At 59.4% G+C, this 16,395-nt stretch carries 17 protein-coding genes; 3 read left to right on the top strand and 14 right to left on the bottom strand.

Features of this window, described 5'->3' with window-relative positions:
- Positions 1 to 7 precede the first annotated feature (7 nt).
- Positions 8 to 1,366: an LLM class flavin-dependent oxidoreductase gene (locus tag BM079_RS02045; protein WP_090130305.1), complete on the bottom strand. Its 1,359-nt coding sequence runs from the start codon at positions 1,364 to 1,366 to the stop codon at positions 8 to 10.
- 244 nt (positions 1,367 to 1,610) lie between these two features.
- Complete coding sequence (gene ssuE / locus BM079_RS02040; protein WP_090130303.1) at positions 1,611 to 2,195, bottom strand: NADPH-dependent FMN reductase; 585 nt, start codon at positions 2,193 to 2,195, stop codon at positions 1,611 to 1,613.
- Between the two features lie 479 nt (positions 2,196 to 2,674).
- Between ssuE and BM079_RS02035 the strand changes: the two genes are divergently transcribed.
- Complete coding sequence (locus BM079_RS02035) at positions 2,675 to 3,772, top strand: aldo/keto reductase (protein WP_090130301.1); 1,098 nt, start codon at positions 2,675 to 2,677, stop codon at positions 3,770 to 3,772.
- A gap of 20 nt (positions 3,773 to 3,792) precedes the next feature.
- On the top strand, positions 3,793 to 4,416 hold the full coding sequence (locus BM079_RS02030) for an isochorismatase family protein (RefSeq protein WP_090130299.1): 624 nt from the start codon (positions 3,793 to 3,795) through the stop codon (positions 4,414 to 4,416).
- A gap of 75 nt (positions 4,417 to 4,491) precedes the next feature.
- On the opposite strand, the gene BM079_RS02025 is transcribed toward BM079_RS02030, so the two are convergent.
- Entirely contained in the window at positions 4,492 to 5,475 is a 984-nt protein-coding gene (locus BM079_RS02025) for an aldo/keto reductase (RefSeq protein ID WP_090130297.1), read from the bottom strand.
- Positions 5,476 to 5,746: 271 nt separating this feature from the next.
- Between BM079_RS02025 and BM079_RS02020 the strand changes: the two genes are divergently transcribed.
- Positions 5,747 to 6,514, top strand: a complete 768-nt coding sequence (locus tag BM079_RS02020; protein ID WP_090130295.1) for a glucose 1-dehydrogenase — start codon at positions 5,747 to 5,749, stop codon at positions 6,512 to 6,514.
- 169 nt (positions 6,515 to 6,683) lie between these two features.
- Here BM079_RS02020 and BM079_RS02015 read toward each other — a convergent pair whose 3' ends face one another.
- From BM079_RS02015 to BM079_RS16545, 11 genes are all read right to left on the bottom strand, one after another.
- Positions 6,684 to 7,880 carry a MalY/PatB family protein gene (locus BM079_RS02015; protein WP_090130293.1) on the bottom strand — a complete coding sequence of 399 codons (1,197 nt, stop codon included), beginning with the start codon at positions 7,878 to 7,880 and terminating at the stop codon, positions 6,684 to 6,686.
- Positions 7,877 to 8,845, bottom strand: coding sequence for a DUF3737 family protein (locus BM079_RS02010; protein WP_217639621.1), 969 nt, complete (start codon positions 8,843 to 8,845; stop codon positions 7,877 to 7,879). Before BM079_RS02010 ends, BM079_RS02015 begins: the two co-directional genes overlap by 4 nt.
- Before the next feature lie 623 nt (positions 8,846 to 9,468).
- Positions 9,469 to 9,927, bottom strand: a complete 459-nt coding sequence (locus BM079_RS02005) for a cyclophilin-like fold protein (RefSeq protein ID WP_217639620.1) — start codon at positions 9,925 to 9,927, stop codon at positions 9,469 to 9,471.
- Between the two features lie 5 nt (positions 9,928 to 9,932).
- Complete coding sequence (locus BM079_RS16690; RefSeq protein WP_090130290.1) at positions 9,933 to 10,175, bottom strand: tautomerase family protein; 243 nt, start codon at positions 10,173 to 10,175, stop codon at positions 9,933 to 9,935.
- Between the two features lie 133 nt (positions 10,176 to 10,308).
- Positions 10,309 to 11,055 carry an SDR family oxidoreductase gene (locus BM079_RS01995; RefSeq protein WP_090130288.1) on the bottom strand — a complete coding sequence of 249 codons (747 nt, stop codon included), beginning with the start codon at positions 11,053 to 11,055 and terminating at the stop codon, positions 10,309 to 10,311.
- A gap of 94 nt (positions 11,056 to 11,149) precedes the next feature.
- Positions 11,150 to 11,911, bottom strand: coding sequence for a glucose 1-dehydrogenase (locus BM079_RS01990; protein ID WP_090130286.1), 762 nt, complete (start codon positions 11,909 to 11,911; stop codon positions 11,150 to 11,152).
- 311 nt (positions 11,912 to 12,222) lie between these two features.
- Entirely contained in the window at positions 12,223 to 13,158 is a 936-nt protein-coding gene (locus tag BM079_RS01985) for an SMP-30/gluconolactonase/LRE family protein (RefSeq protein ID WP_090130284.1), read from the bottom strand.
- A gap of 3 nt (positions 13,159 to 13,161) precedes the next feature.
- Complete coding sequence (locus BM079_RS01980) at positions 13,162 to 14,457, bottom strand: TRAP transporter large permease (RefSeq protein WP_090130282.1); 1,296 nt, start codon at positions 14,455 to 14,457, stop codon at positions 13,162 to 13,164.
- Positions 14,457 to 14,981 carry a TRAP transporter small permease gene (locus BM079_RS01975; protein ID WP_090130280.1) on the bottom strand — a complete coding sequence of 175 codons (525 nt, stop codon included), beginning with the start codon at positions 14,979 to 14,981 and terminating at the stop codon, positions 14,457 to 14,459. The genes BM079_RS01980 and BM079_RS01975 overlap by 1 nt, the downstream gene beginning before the upstream one ends.
- Before the next feature lie 15 nt (positions 14,982 to 14,996).
- Positions 14,997 to 15,986, bottom strand: a complete 990-nt coding sequence (gene dctP / locus BM079_RS01970) for a TRAP transporter substrate-binding protein DctP (RefSeq protein ID WP_245742787.1) — start codon at positions 15,984 to 15,986, stop codon at positions 14,997 to 14,999.
- 22 nt (positions 15,987 to 16,008) lie between these two features.
- Entirely contained in the window at positions 16,009 to 16,275 is a 267-nt protein-coding gene (locus tag BM079_RS16545; RefSeq protein WP_139215235.1) for a hypothetical protein, read from the bottom strand.
- Between the last annotated feature and the right edge of the window lie 120 nt (positions 16,276 to 16,395).

Here is a 16,395-nt window from a genome sequence, read left to right as displayed (position 1 = left end):
GGCGATGTCAGGCGCTTTCGAGTTGTCCGGCGGCGTGATGGTCTGTCTGGCCGCCCTGTCTCAGGCCCAGCCGGCGGCGCAGCGTGGTTTCTGCTTTCGAATCGCCGAGCAGCCCGCGCTGATGAAGGATCGGCATGACCTTCTCGACGAAGGCGTCCAGCCCATCAGGATAGGTGGGGGGCATCAGCATGAAGCCGTCGGCAGCCCCGGTGGTAAACCAGGTCTCCATCTGATCGGCAATCGATTCGGGGGTGCCCACGACCTGCCAGTGGCCTCGTGCCCCGGCGACCTTCAGGGCCAGTTGACGAATCGTCAGGTCATCGCGCGCGGCAAGATCGGTCAGCAGCTGCTGGCGGCTTCGGATGGCATTGGACGTCGGCAGCTCGGGCAGAGGTCCGTCCGGGTCACAGCCGGAGAGATCGACATCACCCAGATAGGTTTCGAGCAGGGCGATGGCCACTTCCGGCTGAATCAGTGATTGCAGCGCTTCAAAGCGTGCCTCTGCTTCTGCCTGGGTGTCGCCAATAATCGGGAAAATCCCGGGCAGTACGGCCATCTCGTCAGTCTGACGCCCGGCATTGAGCAGTCTTTGATGCATGTCGCTGCGAAACGCACGGGTCTTTTCGACACTGGGGTGCGCGGTAAACACCACCTCGGCATGCTGTGCCGCAAGATCGCGGCCGGCCGGGGATGACCCTGCCTGCACCAGCACCGGCCGCCCCTGAGGTGAGGGAATGACATTGAGCGGCCCACGGGTGCGAAAATGCGTTCCCTGGTGGTCGGTCTCCCGCAGGGCATCGGCTTCAAAAAACAGACCACTGTGCTTGTTGCGCACGATGCCCTGCGGGTCCCAGCTGTCCCAGAGACCCATGGCCGCCCTGATAAATTCGTCGGCTCGTTCATAACGAGCGCCGTGGGAAAAATTGGGCACAGGGTTGAAGTTGAGCACTTCAGCGCCCAGCGATGACGTCACGATGTTCCACCCCACGCGGCCGCCGCTGAGCAGATCCAGTGACGCCAGCTGGCGGGCCAGGGTGAAGGGCTCATTAAAGGTTGTCGAGGCCGTGGCCACGATGCCGATTCTTGAAGTCGAGGCGGCCAGAGCACCTGCCAGTGTCAGGGCTTCAAACCCCTGCGACCATTCATCAACACGTTGAAGGGCCTGGCGTGAACCGCCTGGTATGGCCAGCCTGTCGGGCAGGAAGATGATCTCGAAGCCGGCCGCTTCGGCAGTTTTTGCCAGGCGCTGATAATGCGCAATGTCGCTGTTGGCGCCGGGGTCAGTACTCGGGTGGCGCCAGGCGGCAAGATGATGACCGGTAGGGTAGGCCATGAGGCTTAAAAGCATCGGGCGTTGTGGTGTCATATCCAGGATGGCCTCTCGCTAAAGCATCAGAAGGTCAATGAAAATCGTGAATAACCGAGGGGCTTTTACTGCGTCTGCGCCGTTGCTGGTCGTTTCCGGGACGATCTTTCATCGCATGTTCAAAAACGGTCATCGCATGTTTAAAAAGAGGAGGCGTCTTTTAACCCTTCTTTTTTGAAGGCGCTCGACCGGCGTCTTGATCAAGGCACCGGCCGTTTGGCCCGAGGCTTCTCATGTCAGACGCTCATGCCAGCGCCAGATTGAGGTCTTCGCGCTTTTTGATGACATGGGTCGGTAACGGTTCTGATGCAGATATTTCAAGGAGCTCTGTGGCGGCATTATCGAGGCGGGCGCCAATCTCCGTGCCGGGCAGATAACGGCCATCAGAGGTTTTTTCGATATGCTGCGGGCTGGCATAAACGCCGGCCAGCTGGTGACTGGCGCCCAGCGCGGCAAGCACAGGTTTGAGGGCATAATCGAGCACGAGCAGGTGCTGGTCGCTACCACCGGCCGCCAGTGACAGCACGGTCTTGTGCTTCAGGGCGCCTTGTGGAAGGACATCAAGCATCAGCTTGAGCCCGCCACTAAAGGAGGCCTGATACACCGGCGTCGCCACAATCAGCGCATCCGCCGCGGCGATCGTTTCTCGAAGTCTGATGATGTTGGAATCATTCCATCGTCCCTGAGACAGGGCATTGGCATCGAAGTCATCCAGTCGAAACGCCGAGACGTTTGCTCCCGCCTTTTCGAGCGTTTCGGTCACGTGTTCGATCATGGCCGTAGAGCGTGATGACGCACCGGGGCTACCGGCAAGTGTGACGATGTTCATGGGAAAACTCGCTGTCTGATTCGATAATCAGGGATGCTATCAGCGCCGTATCGGCGCCACTAAATCATTAATATTGAAAACCTTATGAAGAATTGATGCCGCGGCGCAGGCGCCAGAATCATGATGACGGTATGGAGTATTCGGGGGCGTGTCGGGTCGGTTCCGGCATCGAATAGTCAAAAGGAAGCTTTGCACTTTTCGGCCGAAAAACTCCCCGGGTGCCGCCCAGGGCGATAGCGCGGCGCCAATTCATGAGTTCACTTCATTTCAGTTTTCCACGAGACCGTTGTTGATCATTTCGCCGGGCTTCTACCCTTTGGATGAATGAAAGAGGTAACGCTCTTGCACAAGAGGTAACGCTTTTGTGTAGCGCTCGGGGGAACGGGAGAGTTTCTTCTCGGGGCGATATCCATCAGAGCGTTATCGGCATCAGTGTTTCCAACGTTTGCCTTTTACTCTGCCATCAGGGATGTACTGTCATGGAATACCGTCTGCTGGGCCAATCCGGAATGGCCGTTTCCCAACTTGCGCTTGGAACAATGTATTTTGGTAATGAAACTGCCGAGAAGGACGCCTTTACCATCCTCGATACCTTTATCGAGAAAGGAGGCACGTTCATCGACACCTCCGACGTCTACGTCGGTGGCGAGGCGGAAGCGGTCGTCGGTCGCTGGATGGCCAGCCGGCCGCGAGAGGTAACCGATCGTGTCGTGCTGGCGACCAAAGGGCGCTATCCGACCGGTGAAGAGGTCAATGCGCAGGGGCTGTCACGTCGCCATCTGCATCGCGCACTCAACGCATCGCTGGAACGACTGCAGGTCGATACCATTGACCTTTATCAGCTGCACGGCACTGACCCGCTCACGTCGATGGAAGAAACGCTGGCGTTTCTGGATGACGCCGTACGTGCCGGCAAGATTCATTATGTGGGGCTTTCAAACTTCAACGGCTGGGAAATCCAGCGCATGGTCTCCACCGCACAGGCCATGGGGCTGACGGTACCGGTCTCGCATCAGCCGCAGTACAACCTGCTGTCGCGCGAGATCGAATGGGAGATCGTCCCGGCCTCCATGCACAATGGCCTCGGTCTGCTGCCATGGTCGCCACTGGCTGGCGGCATGCTGACCGGCAAGTACGAGCGCAACGGAACCCCGGGCGCCGAGACGCGAGCAGGCTCTGATAACCCGCTCTATCAATGGTCGAGCGCCGAGTTCGTCAGTTCGGATCGTGCCTGGCGTGTCATTGATGCCGTGCGGGAGGCAGCGACACAGCTTGGCGCGACGCCTTCGCAAGTGGCGCTGAAATGGCTGATGGATCGGCCGGGCGTGACGGCACCGATCTGCGGGGCGCGCACACTTGCGCATCTTGAGGACAACCTCGGTGCAGTGGATCTGGAACTCGGTGATGAGATTACCGAGCGGTTGGAAGCGCTGAGTCGTCCGGTGCCGGAAAACTGCTATCCCTACGGTGATTTCGGCGACGCCATGCGCACGCGCTTCGTTGGCAAGGCCGAGCATGCCGTGGGGCGAGTGGTCGGTGGCGGTTCCGATGCGCCGCTCAGCGGCAAGCCCAACTGAGCGTGAGAGAGGCGTCGTAAATGAACAACGATCAAGCCGATCGTCACACAGGCACTGCTGGCGGGCCCTCCGGGCCCGTTCAAACTGCTCGGCTCGACCCGAATCAGGTGCAGATTCTTTTCGCCGACTTGCAGGGCAATCTGATCGACAACAGCCGGACAACACCGCCGGAGTCGATCTCCCGGGCTGCTGTCGGTCTGGCCAGGGTTGCCGACATTCTAGAACTGCCGATACATCACAGCGTGGCGGCTCAGGCCGGCATGGACCCGGCGGTCATTGAGCCCCTGAGACCCTATGCGACAGCGGATAATACGTATCATCGGGTCACATCAGGGGCGCTGATGGACGCGCCGACACGAGAGGCACTGTCAGCGACGAATCGACCCATCCTTGTCGTTGCCGGGTTCGCGGCCGAAGTCGTGGTGATGCAGACGGTGCTCGATGCGCTGGCCGAAGGTTATACCGTTTTCTACATGGTCGATGCGATCGGTGGGCTGTCAGAGCGCAGCGAGCAGGCCATGTTTCGGGCGATGGAAGGCGCGGGCGCCATACCTTCTTCAGTAGCGAGTTTCGCCGCGCGGCTGGCGCCCGATTTCGATCGTGCCCCGGGGACCGGGATTCTCGAGGTAATTCTGTCACTGTGATCATTGCAGCTGCATAGGGAGCCATGATGCGCCTGTCGATTCAGGCGCATCATGGCTGACGGCGATGCCGCGGCCTCAACGATTGATCAGACCCATATGCATGGTGTTGTAACGGTCACCGACCACCGGGTGACGTTCAAGAATCGACTGAATGTCTTCCAGTTCACCATCGCTCAGTTCAGTACGCGCGCCTTCGATGTTTTCAGCCAGACGATGAGATTTGGTTGTACCGGGAATCGGCACAATCTGATCGCCCTGACGCAGCAGCCACGCCAGCGCCAGCTGTGAAGGCGTACAGCCTTTCTGCTCGGCAAGCGCGCTGACTTCTTTCGCGATGGCCAGGTTGGCTTCGAGCGCCTCGCCCTGAAAACGAGGAATCGTGCTGCGGACATCATCGCTGCCAAAGGCGGTGGCGGAATCGATGTTGCCGGTCAAAAACCCTTTCCCCAACGGGCTGAACGGCACCAGTGCAATGCCGAGCGATTTCAATAGCGGCAGAATCTCTGTCTCAGGATCGCGGGTAAACATCGAGTACTCGCTTTGTACCGCGGCTACCGGTTGCACGGCATGGGCGCGGCGAATGGTGTCGGCCCCTGGTTCGGAAAGGCCGAAATGGCCGACCTTGCCTTCTGCGATCAGCTCGCGCACCGCCCCGGCGACTTCCTCGATCGGTACATCAGGATCCACCCGGTGCTGATAGAACAGATCAAGCCGTTCGACGCCCATGCGCTTTAGTGACTGGTCCGCCACGATACGAATGCGCTCGGGACGGCTGTCCAGCTCTCCATTGCGTGGATCACCGTTTTTCCAGCCAAACTTGGTCGCAATCACGACATCATCCCGAAACGGCGCAATGGCGGCCCCGACAACCGATTCGTTGTCGGCGCCATAGGCTTCTGCCGTATCGAAGAAGGTGATGCCCAAGTCGTGTGCTTCACGAATCAGGGAGATGGCCTTGTCACGTGAAGTCGCCGGTCCATATCCGAAGTTCAGGCCCATACATCCCAGACCGATGGCAGAAACGGACGGGCCCTGATGGCCCAGCTGGCGCTTTTGCATTCTAAAGCTCCTTTTGCAGATGTGGCGAGGTTTGTCGATGTGACGAGGCTTGTCGATATGATGGGTGTGGCGAAGACGCCCGTCGTCATCGTGATGACCTCAGCATAGCGAAGGGCTCCTCGCGCGACCCTGACATGGACGTGCATGCTCCTATGCGATGGATTCATGAATGCGCCGAGCCTGTGGCTGTAAAATGTGCTTCAGGGCAGCATCGACCCGAGCGCTTTTACTCTGCGGTTGCTCACGGTTCACGTCACAAGGGAGATATGGGATGAATGTCAGCTACGATTTCAGTGGTCAGGTCGCTCTGGTCACCGGCGCCAGCGCCGGCATGGGGCTGGCCGCCACGCGCGCGTTCGCCGGGGCGGGTGCGGCGGTGGTCATCAGTGATATCGATGAGGCGGCTTTGAACACCCTGGCCGACGAGCTCAAGGCGGCCGGTCACCAGGTGCTGCCGGTGGTCTGCGATGTGGCTGATGATGATCAGGTGGCAGCGCTGGTCGAGCAGGCGGTCGCGGCCTTTGGCAAGCTCGACATGGCGTACAACAATGCCGGTGTTCAGCCGATTCCCGCCGAGATGGCCGATCAGTCGCTCGACGACTATGAGCGGGTGATGGGCATCAACCTGCGCGGTGTCTGGTCCTGCATGCGTCACGAGCTGGCGCAGATGCGCCGGCAGGGCAGTGGTGCCATCGTCAATTGCTCCTCGGTCGGCGGTCTGGTCGGTGGCAGGGCGCTGGGCAGCTATTATGGCTCCAAGCATGGGGTGATCGGTCTGACCAAAACGGCGGCAATGGATTATGCCGACCAAGGGATTCGCATCAACGCGGTCTGCCCGGGCGCCATCAGTACGCCCATGGTGGCCAGAATGCTTGAAGAGCAGAAGGAAGCCATGGATGAATTCCTCAAGCTGCAGGCCATCGGGCGTCTTGGCACCACTGATGAAGTGGCTCAGGCAGTGCTGTGGCTGTGCAGCGACGGTGCCAGCTTTGTGACCGGTACCACCCTGGCCGTGGACGGCTGTTTTACCGCCAACTGATCACGCCTTCGGCGTGTGACAGGTCGCGGCCATTGTCGACATGACGTCGCCATTATCGGCATGACAGGGCCGCGGCGGGAGAGGCTCCCGGCGCGGCTTTTCATTATGCCCCTATGACGTGTCCCAATGTCGTGAAGTCACTCGCGGCAGCGCCAGGCCGCACATGACATCAGATGCGTGACAGCGCACCGCCCGGCGTGAAGGCGGCACGCAATCGATGGATGCCTTCCTGCAGCCGGTCTCGCGAACAGGCGAAGTTGAGCCGGATGAATCCCTCGCCGGCATCACCATAGAGGATACCTTCGCTGAGCCACAGATGATGTCGATCACGCAGCCTTTGAGCTATTTCCTGGCTGGGCATTTCGAGCGCCGTGCAGTCGATCCAGGCCAGATAAGTCGCCTCCAGTGGCGTGATGCGCAGCTGTGGCAGCAGGTTGTGAAGGGCTGCTTCGACAATGGCGTAATTACCGGCGAGGTAGGCGCGCAGTGCTTCGAGCCAGGCTTCCCCCTCGGTATAGGCTGCAATCAGTGCCTCGACGCCGAACGGGTTGAGCTCGCAGGTCTCGTTGATGTTGATCTGACGATCGATACGTCGACGCCATTCGGGATCGGCAACGATGATGTTCGCGGTTTGCAGACCGGCCAGATTGAAGGTCTTGCTCGGTGCGCTGCAGGTGATCGAGCCGCGCCGGCATGCTTCGTTGACCGCGGCGAAGGGCGTGTGTCGAAATCCCGGACGGATCAGGTCGCTGTGGATCTCGTCGGCGATCACGATGACGCCGTGCTGCTGGCAGATCTGTCCGAGCTGCTCGAGCTCTTCCCGGCGCCAGACGCGACCGACCGGATTGTGTGGATTGCACAGCAGCAGAAAACGATTTTTGGGATCGGCGGCCTTGACCGTGAGGTCCTCGAAGTCGATCTGATAGTACCCGTCGGCGTCCTGACGCAGCGGGTTGTCGACCTGTCGACAGCCGCTGTTGCGAATCGAGGAAAAAAAGCAGTTGTAGGCCGGCGTCTGAACGATCACTCCATCGCCGGGCTGGGCAAGTGCCTGAATGATCGCCGAGAGTGCCGGCACCACGCCGGTGGTATAGAGCAGCCAGTCGCGCTTGAGTGGCATGCCGTGCCGGCGATCGTACCAGCCAATGATGGCTTCGAAGTAGCGCTCGGGTACTCGGGTATAGCCAAAAACACCGTGTTCGGCACGTCGCTGTAACGCTTCAACGACGGCAGGTGCCGTGCGAAAGTCCATGTCCGCGACCCACATTGGCAGCATGCCGGGATCGTCACTGTCGTCCCACTTGTGACAGTGGCTGCCGCGCCGAAGGACTGGGGTGTCGAAATCAAACAAGGGGGCGTCGCTCATGCCGGTACCTCTGTCTCGCGTGTTTCGATCCGGCAGGCGCCCGGGTTCAGGCAGTGCTCATCCAGAAACACCTCGTCGATGTGATCGGCACGAATGCGACCGCCCGCCGGGTTTCTGATGCTATCAATGCTGCCGACGATGTCGACATCGATGGTCGAATACTCGAAGCAGAGATCGGTATGTTCCATGACGCAGTTTTTCATCATGAGATTGGTGACGTAGCACAGCGGCTGCGTACCGCGAATGGTGCAGTTGACCAGACGCAGGTTACGGGAGTGCCAGCCGAGAAATTCGCCCTCGAGCACCGAGTCATACACCGTGACGTCACGGGTGTTCCAGAGGGCGTCCCGGGAGTCGAGGTGGGCATTGCGGATCACCACGTCACGCGCATCCTGAAAGCTGTAGTTGCCCTGCAGGCGGAAACCATCAATGTGAATGTGCTGGCTGTTCATCAGCAGGTAGTCGCCGTTGGCGATCTCGACGTCCCTGAAATCGATGTTGCGACAGTTCCACCCGCACTCGGCGGCATTGGACAGCGTCACACGCTCGAGCGTCAGGCCCTCGAGTGAGCGGAACATCTTGGGCGCCTCCACGCGGGTATCCCGCATGCGGACATTGCTCGAATACCAGATCGCTGCCCGCGCATCGACGGTGAACAGGCTGTTCTCGATCAGGACATCATTGTTGTGCCAGAACGGATACTTGCCGGTGAAGCGGCAATGGTGGGCTTCGACATGGTGGGTGTGCTTGATCGCCGATTCGCCCGGATGAAAGGTGACGCCCTCAAAGCGGGTGTCGTGAGCGGCAAAGCAGGCGCGCTCGCCGCCAAAGGCGGTGTTGTCGATATGTTTCATGATCATGCCTCTATCGATGTTCGGGTCATTGACCGGGCGGCAAAAGGGGATATGCCACCGGATCGGCGTGGTGTCGCCATGACACAAGAGCGCCACCACGGTATGAGTCACTGGCGATGTCGCCTGAGAGGGCAGCACCGTCGGAAGGTTTCCGTGTCGCACGCATGGCAGGTGCGGATGTCGGGTGGGCGCTGGCGGAGAGATGATGGCGGTTGAGCCGCCCGGGCGATGGCAGCCATCATGGTGATCACGCCCTGAGTGATCATGTGCAGCGTCAGGCCACGGGAAAACCATTCACAGGAAGACCATTCACAGGCAAACCATTATATCGGTCGAGCCCGCTGTCGGTGAGGTTACCGCGGCGATAGCATTTATGGGTTCAGCTCATTAATGAGAGTTGCTGGCTGAGTTGACTACCGGCCAGCGGCAATTCGAAAAGCGCGACGCCGACGACACCGCCCAGCTGACGCGCTCAGGAGAACAGAGCGGATACGGAGCTGGTGACCGTGGCGGGGAAAGTGGGTGACACTGGCCGTCAGGATGAAGCTCGATAGCGCGGGTAGAGTGTTATTGCTGTCTGAGATGACACCGGTAGTCGCCATCCGTGCCGATCTACGAGACCAGGGCTTCGGAGCCTCAACAGCCGGGATGGTTATTTCAACGCTGCGTCAGCGGACATGCTCTGTCGACGCAGCGTTGATGAGCATTTTGGTTGCAGATATCGGTGCGGGGGATCACTCCGCGCGTTTGATGGTCACCTCGATCGGCCCGCTGCGATCGATGGCAGAAAAATCGGCATCAAACTGCCCCAGCCTGACCAGCCCGCTGGCATGCTTGAACCCCTTGCGGAAGATGGCCAGATTACCCCAGGGCGCATAGTAGGTGATGTCACCGGCCGCCGGTTTCATCCCCTTTGACGCCGTCTCATCCGGCAGGCTGGTGGGGAGGTCGGCGATCTTTTCGACACCGCCACCGAAATCCTCGAGTTCAAGCGTCAATGGCAACATATCGGCGAAGGCACGGCCGGCAGCGCTGTCTTCCAGAGTGGCGGGAATCTGCTGATCACCGGCGTCGAAAACGATATTCATGGTGTGAGTCTTCTCCATGGTGTCTGGATTGGCCGAAAGGGCGATGCCCGGGATCAACATCATGGCAATGCCCAGGGCATTGAGATGAGCGCGAACGAGGCGCATGGGCATCATTCCGGCAGATCTTCGGGGCGATAGCCCGGGCGCCGGTAGAGACCCGGTAACGCGGGCGCAATGATGGGTTCGTAAACCAGTCGACGCCAGTCACGGATATCGATGTCCTCGATGGCGACCGATACCTGTGCGGCATCGGCACCGGCAATGTCGACAAGGCTTTGTGTCATGGCGTCTGCCAGTTGTTGCTTGATGGTCTCGGAACGACCGGTGGCCAGCTTGAGGATCACATGAGGCATGACGGCTCCTGGGATAAAAGCGCCATCGCCCGAGATGCAAGGCGCTGGAATCGCTTTGAAAGGCGTTTTGTAAAAAGGTGTTTTGTAAAAGGGCGACCGCAACGCAGGATCGCCCTTCAGGAATGCCCCGGTGTTAGAGAGGCTGTGCCGTCGGGCGATAGAGTATTTCGTTGATGTCCACGTCTTCCGGCTGCGTGATGGCGAAATAGACCGTGCGTGCGAAGGAGTCAGCGGGGATGGCTGCCGACTCATAGAAACCGCCGATGGCCTCGGAAGATTCCTGATCGGTAATATGGCTTGGCAGTTCGGTATCGATCGCGCCGGGAGAAATGATGGTCGAGCGCAGGTTGTAGTCCTTGACCTCCTGCCGGAACCCTTCACTGATCGCGCGAACGGCATATTTGGTCGCACAGTAGACGGTACCTGCCGGGGTGACCTTGTGACCTGCCACCGACGAGACATTGATCACATGACCGAACTTCTGCGACTTCATGTGCGGCAGGGCAGCAGCGACGCCGTAGAGCGTGCCCTTGATGTTGATGTCGATCATGTTGTCCCACTCGTCGACCTTGAGCTTTTCGAGCGGGGACTGCTGCATGAGACCGGCGTTGTTGAGCAGTACATCGATCTTGCCATAAGTGGAAACGGCGGTATCGACCAGTGCCTGTACATCGGCCTGACGGGTGACATCGGTCTTTTGCGCCATGGCCGTGCCACCACTGGCCTGGATGTCATCGACGATGGTTTGCAGGCGATCCATGCGTCGTGCGCCCAGCACGACAGTGGCGCCATGCGCAGCCAGATGACGGGCCGTTGCCTCACCGAGTCCGCTGCTGCCGCCGGTAATGACGACGACCTTGCCCTGAATATCCTGAGTCATGAGGTTCTCCTGACAATATCCGACAAATAAAAGGATGAATCGTTTTCGTCTGCACGGGCATACGCCATGATTGACGCATGCCCCGGGTTTCAGCCTAGTGGGCGGTGAAACCACCATCGACCGGCAGTGAATGGCCGATGACGAACGTGGACCCCGGCCCGCACAGCCAGACCACGGCCGAGGCGATCTCCTCGGGCTTGCCCAGACGACCGATCGGCTGCTCGCGCAGAACGTCTTCCAGCGGCAGATCGCCACTGTCGACCATCTCCTGCACCATGGGCGTGTCGATGGTGCCGGGGCAGACGGCGTTGACGCGGATACCCTGAGAGGCATACTCCAGCGCCGTGCTCTTGGTCATGCCGACCACGCCGTGTTTGGTACCGTGATAGATCGAACGGCCGGGCAGACCGACCAGGCCGCCGAGCGAGGAGCAGTTGACGATCGCGCCACTGCCCTGTTTGCGCATCTGCATGAGTTCATACTTCATGCAGCACCAGACGCCGAACAGGTTGATCGAGTTGACCCGGTTGAACTCTTCACTGGTGGCATCGGCCGTTTCGGAAGCCAGGCTTTGAACGCCCGCGTTGTTGAAAGCGGCATCAAGACGTCCGTAGGTGGCGACGGTCTGCTCGACGAGGCTGGCCACCTGATCTTCCCTTGACACATCGCAGAGAATACCGGTCACGTCGTGGCCTTCCTGCTTGAGCGTCTGGACCGCTTCATCAAGGGCGCTCTGGCTGATATCGGAGAGCACGACTCTGGCGCCTTCTTCCGCGAAGGCTCTGGCAGTGGCAAACCCCATGCCCATGGCAGCGCCAGTGACGAGAGCCACCTTGTCGGCAAAATAATCCTTCATCCGAAATATCTCCTTGCAGTGTTCAATAACGTCAAGGCTAGACCGGACACCGGCATTTGATAAGGGGATGGAGGCACTAGGACTTAGTAGTTGCCTTCATAAGTGAAGAAGTGCCCGTTCAACACGCCGTCAGACCAGCAAGTATGCGCGTGATGTGTAGGGGTGGATGGTGCGTGATGTGCAGGAGATAGGGCGAGCCTGGTCAGTGAACCAGACGGGATGAATGACACGCCGGTCCGGACCCTGCGACCGAGTGTTTTTTCGACAAGAGGGCCGGGCGAATAATCGGCCGGCCCATTCCTTGACAACGACTATTGGCCCCAGCCGGACGCCATCGGGTGGCCCCTCATAGGCAATTCGGCGCGAAGGATCGATCCGGAATCCGACTCGGTGATGTAAAGCGTTCGACCCTCCGGGCCACCGAACGCGCAGTTGGTGGTGCCCAAGCCTTTGGGCGATTTGACCACCGCGATCGGAATGCCGAGCGCGTCATGGACCCACACCAGCCCCATACCGGTCTGGCAGACCACGACGCCGTTGTCCCGGGTCAGCGCCAGGCCGTCCGGCCCGGCACGCCCGCCGGAAAACTGCAGAAAAAACCCGGCCTTGACCACCCGCTGGCTCGGCGACAGCGGCAGCCGCCAGACCGCATTGGCGCGCGTGACCGCGACGTAAAGCGTGTGGCCGCTGGTATCCAGTACCAGGCCATTGGGGCTCGGAACGGTATCGATCAGACACTCCAGGCGGCCATCATCCGGTGTCCAGCGATAGACGCGACCGCTCGGGTCATGAAGCCCGGTCTGACCCTGATCGGTGAAATAGATCGCGCCGTCCGGGCCGATGTGCAGATCGTTGCAGCCCTTGAACCCTTCGGAATCGGCATCGCCCAGTGCCGTGCTGATGCTGCCGGTATCCGGGTCGAGCGTCATGATGCCGTTTTTGAAGTCGGCAATGAAAATGCGCCCGCGGGCATCAATCTTGAGTCCGTTGGGCTGGCCATCGTATTCGACAATCTGTTCTACATCGCCATCCGGCGAGGCGCGCAGAATGCGACCAAACGGAATATCGACGAACCACAGATGACCCTCCCGATCGAAGGAAGGCCCCTCGATAAAGCTGTCGACGGGGGCCCCTCGTCGGTTTTTGGTCGCCCAGTCAGAGGGCTTGCCGGGGCGCCGCAGCGCCTCCGGAAGCGTGGTGAAGACCTCGGCCTCGATCAGGACCGGGTCGGGGTGGGGGAAGGCCACGGGTCAACCTCCGGCAGTCAGTTGGGGAAGCCACAATGCGATGTCGGGCATCGCAATGAGCAGCACGAGAAACGCGAGGATAATGGCGAAGAAGGGCAGCACGCCCATGACCACATCCTCGACTTTGGTGTCCGCATCGGAGCTTGCCACCACAAACAGAATCACGCCGAGCGGCGGTGTCAGCTGGCCGAGCTCGACCAGGATGACCACGAACACGCCGAACCAGACTGGATCGACGCCCATTGCCATCAGGGTCGGGAAGATAACCGGGACGATGATCGCGATCATGCCAAGGCCTTCCATGAAACAGCCGAGAATGGCGAACACCACCATCAGGATCAAAAGCAGCGATACCTGCGAAAGGCCGGCCTCGGCCACCCGATCGACCAGTGCCTCGCCGACGCCGGACAGTGCCGTGGCGTAGGCGAACAGCATCGAGATGAAAACGATGAACAGCACGTTGCCGCTCATGGTCAGGGTGCGTGACAGTGCCGACCTGAGCATCGCCAGATTGAGCCGGCGATACAGTGCCGAAATCGCTACGGCGCCGACAACGCCCAGCGCCCCGGCCTCGGTCGGGGTGGCGATGCCGGCGTAGATGCTGCCCAGAATGAACACGATCAGAATCGTGAAGGGCAGCACATCCGCGGCGGCCCGCAGGTAGTCGGCGAGCGTGCGTCGCTGAGTATCCTTTGGCACCAGTGAGGGTTTCGCCAGGGCACGAGCGATGATGAACAGGCTGTAGCAGGCTCCCAGCAGGATGCCCGGGACCAGACCGGCGGCAAAAAGCTTGGCAATCGAGGTCTCGGTGAAGGTGGCGTAGATGATCATGGTGATCGAGGGCGGAATCAGAATGCCCAGGGTGCCGCCTGCCGCCAGTGATCCGGCCACGAACCGACGGTTATAGCCACGTGCCGACAGGGCGGGTAATGCCACTGTCGACATGGCTGCTGCCGTTGGGGCGCTGCCGCCGGCCACCGCTGCAAAAACGCCGCTGCCGACAATATTGGTGTGCAGAAGGCCGCCGGGCAGGCGGCGCATGAACGGTGCGATGCCGTTATAGAGTCGAGAACTGAGTCCACTGGCCAGCAGAATTTCGGCCATCAGAATGAACAGGGGAATGGCGGCCAGGGTAAAGCTGTTGGCGGCCCCCCAACTGACCAGTCCCAGCGCTTTCCATCCGGCAACGCCTTTGATCAGCCACAGATAGGCCAATGCTGCAGCGCCAACGGCAAACTGAACCCACAGTCCGCCGATGATCAACAGCAGCAGTACGCCGAATGCGATCAGAGCCTCCATCAGTCAGTCTCTCCATGGCGAAGTGTGAGCATCATGCGTTCGATGATGAAGATGGCGATGAAGGCCAGTCCCAGGGGCATCAGCAGCTGAGGCATCCAGAGCGGTGTCATCAGGAAGGTGGGCGCCACGTTACCGCGACTGAAGGAGCTCAGTACCAGCTGCAGGGTGTACCAGATCAGCACAGCGCAGATCGCCAGTGACAGCCCCAGATAGACCAGCCCCATGACCCGTTTCACGGCGCCAGGCAGGGCGTCAAAAATGAAACCGACCTGAAACAGACTGTTCTTTCTCACGGCCAGGCTGGCACCGAATAGCGTCAGTCCAACCACGAGATAGCCTGCCAGCTCTTCAACGACCCGCAGTGAATGGTTGAAGAAAAAGCGTGAGACGATTTCGGCGCTGACCAGCAGAACCAGAACGATCAGCGCAAGACCGGCGACAAATCGTACGCCGGTGGCAATCATGTCGAAAAGCGAACCGGCAGACGCCGGCCCGCTGGTTCGGGTAGAGGGTGTGTCACTCATGAAGGGCTCCCGGGATTACTTGCCAAGGGCTTTCAGAACCGCTTCAAGCGCTTTTTCGTGCTCCGGCCCCGCCTGTTGGGCCCATTCGCGCCACCATGGTGCCATCCTTTCCTGGGCGCGCTGGATGTCGGCCGGGTCCGCTTCGACGATCGTCATTCCCGCATCGGCCTGCTTCTGCTTTTGAACCTGCTCATCGGCGATGAAATCCTGGGTAATCTTTTTGGTTTCATCACTGACAATGCGATTCAGCGTCTGGCGGGTAGCGTCCTCAAGGCCTTCATAGGCAGAGGTATTGGCGATGATGGCGCTATTGGCGTAGTTGACCGGCAGGCGATAGTTGTAGGGTAGAAATTCATGCCAGTTCTTGGCCCCGCCGGCGCTGGCGGTCAGGACACCATCAATGACGCCGCGCTCCAGGGCGGTCGGTACTTCCGAGCCCGAAAGTGTAATCGGTGAGCCCCCGAAGGCCTCGACGAATGCACCCTGTTCCGGTGACGTGACGCGAATCTTGTGATCGGCCAGATCGTCCAGTGAGTTCATCCTGAACGAGGTGAAGATGACTTGCTGCGGGTAGCGATAGCTGCCCAGATAGGTGACCCCCTGCTCGGCAAAACCTTCCTTCATGTAAGGCGCCATGACGGCGTAGGCCTTGTTCCACTCTTCGTCGTTATTGATCAGCAGTGGCAGATTGAGAATGCGTGCGATGGGGACGTTGCCGGAAAAGAAAAGGTCCGCAGCAAAATCAACGATGCCATCACCGGTCGCCTGTGTGATATCACTGGAAGAAATCTGTAGTGTCTTGCCCAGGTGAAGCCGGATTGAAAGATCATCATCCGTTTCCTTCGCGACACGATCGGATATTCGCTCCATACCCTTTACCGCAGCGGTAGTGGACACCGACGAATAGGTATAACCCGTCCAGTTATCGGCCATGACATTGCCGGCCATTGCCGTACTGACAATGATCAGTCCGGATAATAGAGCGTGCTTGACTGTTGTTTTCACCAGGACTTCCTCGTGTTCAATTTTAAATACTTGTTTGTTTCCCTGAAATAAAAAGACGCGCTTCGGCATTGAACGAAGCAATGTCTTCTACTTTCATCGAAGATATATCTTTCATGGCACGGCCGTTACTTGAAAAAAACGGCCTTTTGAACGTCGAGTGAACATTAAAATAGAGGCGCGCTAAAGCGTGTTTTTCTGCATTAAAGATGCAGGGAAACTTTACGCCAATTCTTGAAAATAAATGTTTTGTCGATGAGACCTTGGTCGTCTCCAGTGCGGTCAGTGGCACCGCGATGAGATCATGAAGACAGGCGGGGTCACCGCATGATACAGGCAGGGGTGCGGGCTGAAATTCGCGGTCGACGTCCCTCGAAACGACACCGACCGCAATAGATAAATGATTGAAAGC

The organism is Kushneria avicenniae (assembly GCF_900112585.1).
GTDB classification, from domain to species: domain Bacteria; phylum Pseudomonadota; class Gammaproteobacteria; order Pseudomonadales; family Halomonadaceae; genus Kushneria; species Kushneria avicenniae.
The sequence above is the reverse complement of the archived record's forward strand: the minus strand, read 5'-3'. Positions and strand labels throughout refer to the sequence as shown.